This window comes from Kribbella sp. (assembly GCF_035655035.1).
Classification (GTDB): domain Bacteria; phylum Actinomycetota; class Actinomycetes; order Propionibacteriales; family Kribbellaceae; genus Kribbella.
This window is the reverse complement of record NZ_DASRVN010000121.1, coordinates 1-12,406: the sequence shown is the minus strand read 5'-3', so window position 1 is coordinate 12,406 and position 12,406 is coordinate 1. Positions and strand designations below refer to the sequence as shown.

Annotated in this window: 10 protein-coding genes and 1 pseudogene; 7 read left to right on the top strand and 4 right to left on the bottom strand. The window is 69.9% G+C overall.

Going from position 1 to position 12,406, the window contains the following annotated elements; genetic code table 11:
• Positions 1–376 (bottom strand): annotated as a pseudogene (locus VFF46_RS06955) (hypothetical protein); the annotation flags it as partial.
• Positions 377–478: 102 nt separating this feature from the next.
• Here VFF46_RS06955 and VFF46_RS06950 point away from each other — a divergent pair.
• Entirely contained in the window at positions 479–1,909 is a 1,431-nt protein-coding gene (locus VFF46_RS06950; protein WP_325036191.1) for a sensor histidine kinase, read from the top strand.
• Here VFF46_RS06950 and VFF46_RS06945 read toward each other — a convergent pair.
• Entirely contained in the window at positions 1,806–2,987 is a 1,182-nt protein-coding gene (locus tag VFF46_RS06945; protein WP_325036190.1) for a PstS family phosphate ABC transporter substrate-binding protein, read from the bottom strand. The genes VFF46_RS06950 and VFF46_RS06945 overlap by 104 nt on opposite strands.
• Positions 2,988–3,130: 143 nt before the next feature.
• On the opposite strand from VFF46_RS06945, the gene VFF46_RS06940 reads away from it, so the two are divergent.
• From VFF46_RS06940 to VFF46_RS06920, 5 genes are all read left to right on the top strand, one after another.
• A complete protein-coding gene (locus VFF46_RS06940) occupies positions 3,131–4,756 on the top strand; it encodes a sensor histidine kinase (RefSeq protein WP_325036189.1) in 1,626 nt (541 codons plus the stop codon).
• Positions 4,753–5,409, top strand: a complete 657-nt coding sequence (locus tag VFF46_RS06935) for a response regulator (protein ID WP_325036188.1) — start codon at positions 4,753–4,755, stop codon at positions 5,407–5,409. Before VFF46_RS06940 ends, VFF46_RS06935 begins: the two co-directional genes overlap by 4 nt.
• Before the next feature lie 194 nt (positions 5,410–5,603).
• Positions 5,604–6,680 carry a glycosyltransferase family 2 protein gene (locus VFF46_RS06930; protein WP_325036187.1) on the top strand — a complete coding sequence of 359 codons (1,077 nt, stop codon included), beginning with the start codon at positions 5,604–5,606 and terminating at the stop codon, positions 6,678–6,680.
• Between the two features lie 3 nt (positions 6,681–6,683).
• The gene (locus tag VFF46_RS06925; RefSeq protein ID WP_325036186.1) at positions 6,684–6,824 is read left to right on the top strand and encodes an LPXTG cell wall anchor domain-containing protein; all 141 of its coding nucleotides are present in this window, start codon (positions 6,684–6,686) and stop codon (positions 6,822–6,824) included.
• A gap of 72 nt (positions 6,825–6,896) precedes the next feature.
• Complete coding sequence (locus tag VFF46_RS06920) at positions 6,897–7,538, top strand: class E sortase (RefSeq protein WP_325036185.1); 642 nt, start codon at positions 6,897–6,899, stop codon at positions 7,536–7,538.
• On the opposite strand, the gene VFF46_RS06915 is transcribed toward VFF46_RS06920, so the two are convergent.
• Together VFF46_RS06915 and VFF46_RS06910 are read right to left on the bottom strand one after the other, a co-directional pair.
• Positions 7,535–8,266, bottom strand: coding sequence for a hypothetical protein (locus tag VFF46_RS06915; protein WP_325036184.1), 732 nt, complete (start codon positions 8,264–8,266; stop codon positions 7,535–7,537). The genes VFF46_RS06920 and VFF46_RS06915 overlap by 4 nt on opposite strands.
• Positions 8,267–8,389: 123 nt before the next feature.
• Positions 8,390–11,239, bottom strand: coding sequence for a S8 family serine peptidase (locus VFF46_RS06910; protein ID WP_325036183.1), 2,850 nt, complete (start codon positions 11,237–11,239; stop codon positions 8,390–8,392).
• 175 nt (positions 11,240–11,414) lie between these two features.
• On the opposite strand from VFF46_RS06910, the gene VFF46_RS06905 reads away from it, so the two are divergent.
• Positions 11,415–12,406: glycoside hydrolase family 43 protein (locus VFF46_RS06905; protein ID WP_325036182.1), on the top strand; the 992-nt coding region annotated here is incomplete at its 3' end.

The window sequence follows — 12,406 nt, the reverse complement described above, 5'->3', positions numbered from 1 at the left end:
TCGTCTGCACCGACTGTGCCGTCGGCGGCGCGGACATGGCCGACGGCGTGGTCTCGATCCGGTTCAGCTTGTCCGTGAACGAGGTCGTCGTACCGGTCACCGTCCTGGCCCAGCCCTCCGGCACCTTCACCGAGAACCCGGCTCCCTGGAACGCCACGTACGCCTGGTTGTCCGGGATGTCGCCGGGCGGATTCGACTCGGTCGCCACCGGCTTCGAGGGCTGCGTCGCCGGGGCCGACGGGGTCGACGGTTGAGCGGTGCTGGACGTCGCCGGCGGCGCCGCAGTGGACTGTGCAGCCGACGGTCCGGCAGAACCGCCGCCGCTGCAGGCGGTCAGGAGGACGGCGGCACCGAGGGAGAGCGCGAGGATCTTCATGCCTTCGACGCTAGAAATCGGTGGGTAAGCAACCGACCCGACCGAGGTTAGAGGACGGCAAAACCTTGCACCGGGCGGTCTCATTGCCCGCATGATGGTGAGATGCGGCGTCGTGTCATCCGGGTCGCGCTCGCGGCCACCCTGGTCTCGCTGGTCCTGGTCGCGGTGCCGCTGGCGATCGGCATCCGGATCTCGTTCTTCGCCGACGAACGCGCCGAGCTCGAACGCTCGGCGCTGGCCGCCGCGGTCCAGGTCGGTCCCGACTTCAGCGCCAACGACCCGGTCGAGCTCCCCCGTCCGACCACGGACGGGCAGCTCGCGGTCTACGACCGGACGCTCACGCTGCGCGCGGGCACCGGACCGCAGCAGGCCGACGACAGCACCCGGGCCGGTCTCGCCGGGCACGTCGTCCAGGGCGAATCCGCCGGCTCGCTGGTCGTCGCCGTACCGGTCGCATCCTCCGAACAGGTCATCGGCGTCGTCCGCGCCTCCTCACCGATCAGCGCGGTCCGGACCCGGATCGCCCTGGCTTGGCTCGCCGTGCTGGGTGGGGCCGTCATCGCGCTGCTGATCGGCATCACGGTCGCGACCTGGCAGGCTCGTCGCCTGACCACGCCTCTCGAGTCCCTCGCCCGGATCTCCGATGCCGTCGCCGCCGGGGATCTCTCCGCCCGCGCGGAGCCGAGCGGCATCGCCGAGGTGGATGCCCTCGGCAATGCCCAGAACGCCATGGTGGAACGCCTCGGCCGTGTCCTCGACCACGCCCGGCACTTCGCCGCGGACGCCGCTCATCAGTTGCGTACGCCGCTCGCCGGGCTCCGCCTGACCCTTGAGACCGGCCAGACCGATCCGGACGCCGACCCCCGGCGTACCGTCGACGACGCCCTCCGCCAGACCGGCGAACTGCAGCGAACCGTTCAGGAGGTCCTCGGACTGTCGCAGCTCCGAGCTGCCGAACCGCAGGGACCGATCGGCGACCTGTTCGCCGAGGCCGAGCACCGCTGGCACGGCCTGCTCGCCGAGCGCGGCCGCCGGCTCATCTTCGCGATCGAGGACCAGGTCGGCCACCGCGTGGTACCGCTCGCGAACAGCCGCCAGATCCTCGACGTACTCCTAGACAACGCCCGCACCCACGGCCACGGCACCGTCCGCGTCACAGCACACGATGTTCTCGAGACCACCGCGATCGACGTCCGCGACGAGGGCAGTATCACCGCCGACGTCCCGGACCTCTTCCGCCGTGGCGGCACCACCCAGGGCACAGGCATCGGCCTGGCCCTGGCGCGGAACCTCGCGGAATCCAGCGGCGGCCGCCTGGTCCTCGCGTCGTCCTCACCGACCGTCTTCCGGCTGCTGTTACCCGATCAGCAACCGGACGGTTCAGACAGCATCCAGCTTGGTCAGGAGACTGGCGACGTGGGTCAGGCGATCACGGCAGGGAGCGCAACTGCTGGGCCGACGCCGCGCTCTGGAAGCCGCGGAGCGGGAGGAAGACTCCTTGGTTCTCGACGACCCGCTGGCCCTGCTTGCTGATGACGAACTTGATCAGTTCCCGCAGCACCGGGTCCATCGCGCGGCCGGGGGCCTTGTTGAGGTTCAGGTAGACGAGCCGGCTCAGTGGGTACTGCGCCGACGCGACGTTCTCGTACGTCGGTGCGTACGCCGGGTCGTTGTCGTGGTTGCTCAACGACAGCACCTTCACCGGCTGGTCGACGTACGCCATGCCGGTGTAGGCGATGCCGTACGGGTCCTTGCTGACGTGCTCGGCCTGCTTGAAGACCGTCGTGTCCCAGGAGACCTGCGGATCGGTACCGGCGGCCCGCCACTCGCCGCGGTTGCCGTTGTAGTCCAGCACGCGCTCGCGGACGAACTCCTCGAACCCGTTCCACGGCTGGATGCCGTAGATATGGATCGGCTTGTCCTTCCACTCCCCGGTCAGCCCGAGGTCACCCCAGGTGCGGATCGGCGTACCGCCGCGGTTGTGGGTGGTGGACAGCAGCCGGTCGAGCTGGTCGAACGACAGCCGGTTGACCGGGTTCGACGCGTTCACCACGAAGCCCATCGAGTCGAGGAACCCGAAGTGCCGGTAGCTGCCACCGGAGATCGGGATCGAGGTCGGTCCGTAGCCGAACTTCGCCCGGAACGCCACGTCGTCGGACGGCTTGAGTTCCCGGGACACGAACACGCAGTCGAGCTTGCCGTCGATCAGCGCGAGCGCGCCGAGGCTGCCCGCGTACGGCGGATCGAGGTTGATCCGCACCTTCGGGTACAGCTGGGTGAATTCGTTCACCCAGTCCTTCGACAGCGCCGCGAGTACGTCGGAGGCGCCGCAGTTGTAGGTCCCCCGTAGCTGGTTCTTCCCGAGCGGCTTGTAGGCGGCCAGGCTGCTGTCGAGGGTCGGCTGAAGCAGTTCCGGCGCCGGCGTCGGCCGGCCGTGCTCCTGGTTGTACTTGTCCTGCTCGTCGGTCTGTTTGGTCACCGTCTGCTGCGGCGCGACGGCCCAGATCGCCAGCTCCTTCGCGTTCAGGTCGGGCACGGCCAGGGCGCTGACCGCGCCGGCGGCGGTAAGAGCCGCGCACGTCACCAGGATCGTCGCGAGTCGTACTCTCATGCTGTCCTCCTCCTCAGTGGGACCGTCACCGTAGGAAAGAGCGTTGGCCCGGCCTACGTTGCGCGCGTTCCCCGCGTTGAGTTCATAAAGATCACAAGCGCTCGCTGATCCGCCGGCGCGGCGTTCGCACTATGGTTCGGGCTGTGCACCTGATCAGGGTTGCCGCGCGGAGGCCGCGGCTGCGGTTGCGCGACCAGCTGCTCCTGCTGGTCACGGTGCTGGTCGCCGCGACGCTGGTCACGTCGGTGGTGATCGCGACGTACGTCGTCCGCGCGATCGTGCAGCGGCAGTTCGAGATCCGGGCGTTGACGATCGCCCGCGGGGTCGCACTGGACACCCGTTACGCGCAGTGGCTCGCGAACGCGCCACCGGCACCGGGCGGACCGGTGCAGCGCGAGGCCGAGCGGGTGCGGGCCGGCACCAACGCGCAGTACGTCGTCGTCGCCGACGTCTCCGGCATCCGCTACAGCAGCCCGGATCCGGTGCAGCTCGGCAAGCGGATCGGGACCGGCCCGGCCGCCGTCCGCACCGGCGGTCAGCTGATGGCGATCGACCGCGCGCCGTCCGGTACGTCGGCCGCCGGCACCGTCCCGCTGCGCTCCGCCGACGGCCGCATCGTCGGGACCGTGAGCGTCGGTCTGGCGATGAGCAGAGTGAACGAGCGGGTCTGGACGCTGACCCGCCAACTCGTTGCCGGAGGCACCTTTTCGCTGCTGCTCGGGATCGGCGGCGCGATCGCGCTCGCCCGGCGGTTCCGGCGCACCACCCACGGACTCGAACCGGCGGAGCTGGCCGACCTGCTCCGCGGACAGCAGGCGGTGCTGAGCGGCGTCCGCGACGGAGTGGTCGCGGTGGACCCGCACGGCATCGTCACGGCCTGCAACGGCGAGGCCGAACGGATGTTCGGTGCACCGCCGGTGGCCGGCCGCCCGGTCCGGGACGCCGGCCTGCCCGAGCCCGTCGTGGCGCTGCTGACCCGCGGGGACCCGCCGGTCGGCGAGACCGCCGTGATCGGCGACAACACGGTCCGTGCGAGCCGGCTGCCCGTCGTCCGCGACGGCACCGATCTCGGCCACGTGCTGGTACTGCGGGACCACTCGGACCTCGACAGCATCGCCCGCGAACTGGAGGCGACCCGCGCGCTCACCGACGCGCTGCGGGCGCAGGCCCACGAGCACAACAACCGGATCCACGCGGTGTCGGGCATGCTCGGGCTCGGGCACGTCGACGAGGCCCGGGACTACCTCCGCGAACTCGGCGGCTCGACGACCGTCTGGGGCAGCCGGATCGCCGATCCGTACCTGGCCGGACTGCTGACCGCGAAGTCGGCGGCCGCGTCGGAGGCCGGGGTCGCGCTGCGGCTCGGCGACACGACCTGGGTCGACGGGCGCCTGACCCAGCCGCTGGACTGCATCACGGTGGTCGGCAACCTGGTGGACAACGGCATCCGCGCCGCCGCCGGGTCCCGGGCCGGCTGGGTCGAGATCACGCTCGCCTCGGACGGGCACGCGCTGGTGGTGCACGTGGTCGACTCCGGTACCGGCGTACCGGACGACGCACGGGCGGAGATCTTCCAGGCGGGCTTCACGACCCGGGAGCTCGCCCGCGAGGGCCACGGACTCGGGCTCGGCCTCGCGCGCCGTACCGCCCGGCGGTACCGCGGCGACGTACTGCTCGCCGACCCCGGCCGGCCCGGTACCCACGGCGCGGTCTTCGCGGCCCGTCTGGAGGACGTCGTCGCGGCGCCGAGTACGGCGGTACTGCCATGACACTGCGGGTGCTGGTCGTCGACGACGACTTCCGGGTCGCGAAGGTGCACGCGGACGCGGTCGACACGATCGCGGACTGCGAGACGGTCGGCCAGGCCCGGAGCGCGACCGATGCGCTGCGGCTGGCGCGGTCGCGGCGGCCCGGCCTGGTGCTGCTCGACGAGTACCTCCCGGACGCACCCGGTACGACGCTGGTCGGGCGGCTCGGTGCGCCCTGCATCATGATCACCTCGGCGAACGATCCCGGCACGGTCGGCCGGGCGTTCGCCGCCGGGGTCGTGAACTACATCCTGAAGCCGTTCCCGATCGAGGTGCTCGCGGAGCGGGTCACCGCATACGCGCGCAGCCGGGCGGCACTGACCGGACCACGACCGGTCGACCAGGCGCAGATCGACCACGCGTACGCCGTCCTGCACAGCGGGGACCTGCCCGCTGCCAAAGGGCGCTCGCAGGAGACCACCGCCCTGGTGCGAGACATCCTGATCGCCGCCGGCGGGTCGCTCACCGCGGCGCAGGTGGCCGACGAAGCCGGCATCTCCCGCGGCACCGCCCAACGCTACCTGGCAGCCCTGGCGAAAACCGGCAACGTCGCTCTCTCGCTCCACTACGGCACCACCGGGCGCCCCGAGCATCACTACACCTTGCCGCACTGAATGCCGCCGCACGGAACGGACCGCGATTTTCGCAGCACCGTTCGTGATCGTTGTGACGACGGTGGGCGACGGAATTGTCACCGGGTGCCGCATTTTGCATCGTTGTTACATTGGTGTTGCCCACGAGTGTGATATTGGGGCACTATCTGCGGGGGGTTCTTGACGCGGCGGGGCCGCGTCCACGGGGAGGAACTATGACTGGGGGTACGGCCACGCCTGCCGTCACGGTGGTGGCGTTGTTGCCGGCACACGACGAAGAGGCTTCGCTACCGTCCGCGTTGGCGGCGTTACGCCAGCAGACAAGGCGTCCTGACCACATCATCGTGATCGCGGACAACTGCACGGACGGCACCGCCGAGGTCGCGCGGGCGCATCGCGTCGAGGTCTACGAGACGGTCGGCAACGTGCACAAGAAGGCCGGCGGGCTGAACCAGGTGCTCGACCTGTTGCTGCCGGGCCTGGCCGACGACGACGTCATTCTGGTGCAGGACGCGGACTCGTTTCTGGACCCGGGATTCATTCAGGCGGGGCTGAAAGCGTATGCCGGGAATGTCGGCGGCGTGGGCGGGGTGTTCCGCGGCCGGATCGATTCCGGGTCCCGGTGGGGCCGTTTCGTGGAATGGCTGCAGGCCAACGAATACGCGCGGTACGAACTCGACATCCGCCGGCAGCGCGGAAAGGTACTGGTCCTCACCGGTACCGCGACGCTGCTGCGGGTCGGCGTACTGCGGGAAGTCGTCCGGGCCCGCGGCGACGGCCGGCTGCCCGGCGAGCCGCGGGTGTACGACACCCGGGTGCTCACCGAGGACAACGAGTTGTCGTTCGCGCTGATGAAGCTCGGGTACATCCTGCGCTCGCCGTCCGGCTGCACGCTCACCACCGAGACGATGCAGAGCTGGCGGTCACTCGCCAAGCAGCGCGTCCGGTGGAAGCGCGGCGCGCTGGAGAACCTGTTCGACTACGGCTGGACCCGTACCACCCGCCCGTACTGGGGCCGCCAGGCGCTCGGCGCGGTCGGCGTACTGGTCACCGCGGCGTACCTGTTCTCGCTGGCGTACGGCTTCGCGCACGGCCTGCAGCTGCACGGGTTCTGGCTCGGGGTGACGGTGCTGTTCATGGCCGAGCGGGTCGTCACGGTCCGCCGTCGCGGGAAGCTCGCGATGGCGGTGGCGGCCACGCTCGTCGTGGAGATGCTCTACGACATGTTCCTGCAGGGCGTGCAGGCGACCGCCTACCTGCACGCGGCAACCGGACGCGAGAGGAGGTGGTAACTCATGTACAGCGCTAGCGAACTCGCGTCGACCGGCGCCGCAGCAGCCTTCTGGCTCCCGCTGGCCGGCTTCGCACTCGTCATGCTCGGCGTCGCGCTGTGGCGCGCGGCCGGCACGTTCCGCCGCACCACGGACGACCAGTGACACCGGACCGGGCGCAGGAGCGGGGACCTTCGCCCGGTCAAACCACTGTCCAGTGGAAGGCATACTGACATCATGCGGGGACTCGTACGGGGACTCGGGGTCGTGCTGCTGGTCGCCGGCCTCGGGGTACTGGGCTGGATCGGATGGCAGTACTTCGGTACCGGCATCGCGTCCAACCAGCAGATGGGCCAGGCCGAGAACTCACTGCGCAACCAGTGGAAGGCGCCCGCCGCCGCACCGGCGAGCACGACCGCGATCGCGACGCCGGCGGCCGGGAAGCCGTTCGCGCTGCTCCGGATCCCGAAGTTCGGCGCCGGCTGGGAGAAGCCGATCATCGAGGGCGTCGCCGCGGACGACCTGGCCCGAGGCATCGGGCACTACCCGCGGACCCAGCTGCCCGGTCAGCCGGGCAACTTCGCGATCGCCGGGCACCGCGTGACCCACGGCTCGCCGTTCCGCAAGCTGCTCGACCTGAACAAGGGCGACCAGATCATCGTCGAGACCCGGACCGCCGTCTACACCTACGAGCTCGACGGCTCGCCGCGCGACCTCACCGTCGACGCGTCCCAGACGTGGGTCCTCGACCCGGTCCCGGGCAAGCATGCCGTCGCGACCCGCTCGATCATCACGCTCACCACCTGCCAGGACTTCTTCCACTCCCCGAGCCGCTCGGTCGCGTTCGGCCACCTGGTGAAGGTCAGCAAGAAGTCCTAGGCCGCGAGCAGGCCCTGGACGATCAGGTCGTTGCGCGCGTCCTGGCCGGCCGGGACGGTGGTGTGGACGCCTTCGCGGAGGAGCTGGGTGAGGCGGGACGGCTTCGAGGCCAGGTACTCGGCCCAGCGGACGATGTCGAGGTTCGGGTACTTCTTCTCGGCGTCGTGCAGCTGCGAGTTGATCCAGGCGCTGTTGCGCTGGTCGGCGACCTGGACCGCCGCGGACTTGGCGGTGCGGGAGATCTGGGTGTTCACCCAGACGACCTTGCGGTTGCTGCCGACGATCCGCATCGCCCGGTCCACCTGGGCGGCGAACACCGGCGGGTTGAAGACGTCGTTCGTGCCCGTCGCCATCAGGATCCGGCGCGGCAGGCCGTACTTCAGCGCCCAGTTCTCCAGCGCGTCCACGGCCGGTGCCGTCGGCCGGCCGGACCAGTTGTGCACCGCGAGGCTGATGCCGCGGTTCAGCAGCTTGGTCGCGAGGGCCTTGCCGTCCTGGACGGCGATGCTGTCACCGAACATGCACACGCCGTCGTGGTCGCGGACGTAGGTGATCGCCGCCGGGGTCGAGAACGACCGGCTGAGGATCGTCCAGTCCCCCAGTTGCCCGGACCCGTACAGATCGGCGGCGCTCGCGGACTCGGCTGCCACCACCCCGGCGACCGCGGCTGCGGCCCCCGCCACGAACAGCTGCCGACGGTTCGGTTTCAGTGCTCTCAGACTCCCCACAGAGAGGAACTGTGGGCTATACCAACTGCTCCGCGCAAGTACGGCTGTTCGAACGTTATATCCGCGCGGCGTGAACAGAGGGCGGATTGCAGCTTGTTGCAATCCGCACCCCTCAGAGCAGGCTCAGGAAACAGCCAGGATCTTGTTCGCGGTGAACGCCTGCGCGTGGTCCGCGTCGGCCGGGAACCAGACCCGGTAGACGGCCTGGCCGCGGGCCGCCGGCTTGACCCCGAAGGCGTACGCGCCCGACGTGGTCAGCTTCACCGACGCGATCGACTTCCACGCCCGGCTCACGTACTGCTGCAGGTAGACCGGTTTGCCGTAGTGCGCGGGCGCGACGTACCCGCTGAACTTCGCCGCCTGCCCGAGCCGGATCGAGGCCGGCGCCAGCGTGGCCGAGATCGTCGGCGCGACCTGCACCGTGACGTCGGCGCTGCGGGTGCCCATCAGGTCCCCGTTGCCCGGGAACGTCATCATGAACACCGAGGAAACAGCCGGCTTGTACGCGTAACTGACGGTCCCCGTCGAGGTCGTCCTCAGCGCCGCGAGCAGCTTGAACGCCGACGAGTTCTTCGGCCGGACGTACAGGTTGACGGGGAGTCCGGCGTACGCCTTGTTGTCGATGCGGATCGTGCTGCCGCGCAGCGTGATCGTGCCGCCGTAGTTCAGCGAGCTCGCCGTGGTGCTGATCGTGGTCTTCATCCCGAGCAGCTGGGAGACCGCGACCGGGCTGAGCTTGCCGCCGCGGTCCTTCACCCAGGCGCCGTACGTGTACGTGACGCCCTGCGCGAGCCCGGTGTTCCGCACCCCGGCGCCGGTGCCCGCGTAGACGAGCGTGCCGGTGGTCGGCGTCGGGACGTGGCTGCCCGGGTTCCGCCGGACGAGGATCTGGTCGAGGTCCGGCAGCGACGGAACCTTCCAGGTCAGGTTGGCGGCGAGGTACGCGCCGCTCGCGTCGAAGGCCGGCTTCGGCGGCGCGGCGTCGAGCGTCGAGAACACGCTGGTGAACGGCTCGAGATCGGTTCCGCCGGCCTCCTGGACACCGCTCACCGAGATCCGGTACGGCGTGTTGTCGAGCAGCGGCGCCGACGGTGTCAGCACGGCCAGCTTGTTCTGCGCGTCGTACGCGACCGTGGCGCCGATCGTCGCGCCGGTCTTGCCGTGCAGCAGCCGTACGGTGGTCGCGTTGACGCTGCCCGCGACGACGTCCCGCGCGAACGTGACGCTCGGCCGGGTGTCGAGGCCCTGACCGCTCGAGAGGTCGGGCGGCGACACGTCACGCACCGGGTAGTCGACGGCGGGCGAGGTGGCGCCGGTGTCGGTGTCCTCGACGTTCAGCGTGTACGGGCGGGTGTCGCGGGAGCCGTTCGCGTTCCGGACCGCGATGAAGGTACTGCCGGCCGGCACGCTCACCTTGGTTGCCGCGGTCAACGGTCCCCACTTCGGGCGGCCCGTGGCCGGGTCGTTGCCGGGGTACGGCGTGACGGCGGACGCCAGCGACTTCAGGTTGCCGTCGTACAGGTCGATGCGCAGGCCGAAGTTCAGCGGGTACTTGTCGCCGTTGAACTCCGGGCCGGTCAGCGAGACGCTCAGGTTGCGGGCCGCGGAGCTGACCACCTCGTACCAGTCGGTCTCGCCCTCGGTGCTGATCGTCGTACTGATCGAGCTCGACAGCGGGATCGCGCGCTCCGGGGAGTCGTTCAGGTCGATCGAGCTCATCGGGAAGTCCGCGGCCCAGCGGCCGCCGAGCGCGGCGTACGCGTCCAGCATGCCGGCGCCGAAGTACGGGTCGGTGCCGCGCGGGCCGGCGTCCCGGGAGTACGCCTTGAGCCGGGCCGCGAGCTGTGCCGGGGTCAGCCCCGGCCACTTGTTCTTCACCAGCGCGGCGACGCCCGCCACGATCGGCGCGGCGCACGACGTACCGCTGCACAGCCAGTACGGCGACTGGCTCAGGTTCCGCGCGCCGGTGGTGACGATGTCCCAGCCCGGGGCGGCGATGTCGACCCAGTCGCCGTACGAGCTGAAGTCGGTGAGTACGCCGCTTGCGGTGGTGGCCGCGACCGCGATCACCTCTGGGTACGCCGCCGGGTACTGCGCGACGTTGCTGCCGTCGTTGCCGGAGGCCGCGACGACGACCACGCCCTTCGCGACCGCGCGCTTGATCGCGTCGTGCAGGACCGTGTTGTCGCCGGGGTTCGCGATCGAGATGTTCAGCACGGTGGCGCCGTGCGCGACCGCCCAGTCGATGCCCTCGACCAGGTCGAGGTCATTGGCGAGGCCATTGGATCCGGCGACCTTGACCGGCATCACCTTCGAGCTCCAGCCGACGCCCGCGACGCCGGCGCCGTTGTTCGCGGCGGCCGCGATGATGCCCGCGACCATGGTGCCGTGGCCGTTGTCGTCGACCGGGTTCGGGCGGGTGGTCGAGACCGCGTTGTAGCCCGCGACCAGGTGCCCGGCGAGGTCCGGGTGGCCGGCGTCGATCCCGGTGTCGAGGACCGCGACGATCTGGTTGCCGGTGGACTTCGAGACGTCCCACGCCTGCGGTACGCGGACCGTGTTCAGGTACGCCTGCTGGGTGGAGGCGAAGTACGGGTCGTTGGGTACGGCGGCGACCTGCCGGCGGTAGCTCAGCGAGGCGAGCTCGACGGCGGGGTCGGCCTCGACCTTCTTCAGCAGGTCCCGCGCGGGCAGGTCGCCCGTGAGCTTGACGACGTCGCCGGAGGCCTCCTCGGCAGTACCTCCGAACTTCGACGCGGCCGCCTTCCGCGCGGACGCGGTGGCCTTGCGCTTGAACTTGACCAGCACCGCGTTCGGCTCGGGGTCTGCCACCGACGCGCTGTGCCGCGCGAACCCGGGCCGGTACGGACCCGGCTCGGCGGCCGATCCGGAGGACCCGGTCAGCGCGACCAACGAACCGGCCACCAACGCCGCCGGCAGCCCCCACCGCAGCAGCTGAACAGGACGAACCACAACGCCCCCAGATCCGAAGAGGTATGAACGCGGGGAGTATGTCAGAGGTCTGCGCCGGAATCCCCCTGACCGGTATGTCACTACGTGCAATTCGACACGCCCAGGGGTGGCGCTCGCGGGCCGATGCGTCGACTCTGTTCACGTAAACATTCCTGGTGGCAACCGAGGAGCAACTGTGCACAGAACTCGGATGGTGATTGGCGTGCTGCTGGCCGCGCTCGGCCTCGGCTTGTTGGTGGTGCCGGCAAGTTCGGCGACCACGAACACCTTCCGGCCGGGGCAGCCCTGGCTGGACACGAACGGGAAGGTGATCCAGGCGCACGGCGGCCAGGTCGTCACCGCGAAGGACGAGGACGGCCGGCGGATCTACTACTGGTACGGCGAGGACCGCAGCAACGGGTACTACAACAGCCCCGGCGTGCACCTGTACTCGTCGTACGACCTCTACAACTGGAAGGACGAGGGGCTCGCGCTGCGGGCGATGAGCTCGGTCGACCAGTTCACGAACGACAAGTACTTCGCGAAGCTGTACAAGCACTACACGCCCGCGCAGAAGGACATCGTCTGGCGGGACCTGTCGACGAACAACGTCCGGACCGACGGCTGGGCGACCTCGTCGATCCTCGAGCGGCCGAAGGTCATCTACAACAGGTCGACCGGCAAGTGGGTGATGTGGGTGCACTCCGACGGGCCGTCGTCGCCGACGAGTACGTCGAACTACGCGCGCGCCGAGGCCGGGGTGGCGATCGCGGACTCGCCGAAGGGGCCGTTCCGGTGGATCGACTCCTACCGGCTCGACCACGTGCCGAGCGATTCGGTGCCCTGGTGCGGCAGCGGGTCCTCGTTCGACCCGGCCGGCGGGATGGCGCGGGACATGAACCTGTTCGTGGACGACGACGGTACGGCGTACATCATCTACTCGTCCGAGGAGAACCGGACGATGTACATCTCCAAGCTGAACAGGTCCTACACCTATCTGTCCGCGTCGCCGGACAAGGCCGTGCAGGGCAACGACTTCACCCGGACGCTGGTCTGCAACCAGCGCGAGGCGCCGGCCATGTTCAAGTCCGAGGGCACGTACTACCTGCTGACGTCCGGCGCGACCGGCTGGGATCCGAACCCGGCGCACTACGCGACCTCGCAGAACATCCTCGGTCAGTTCACCGA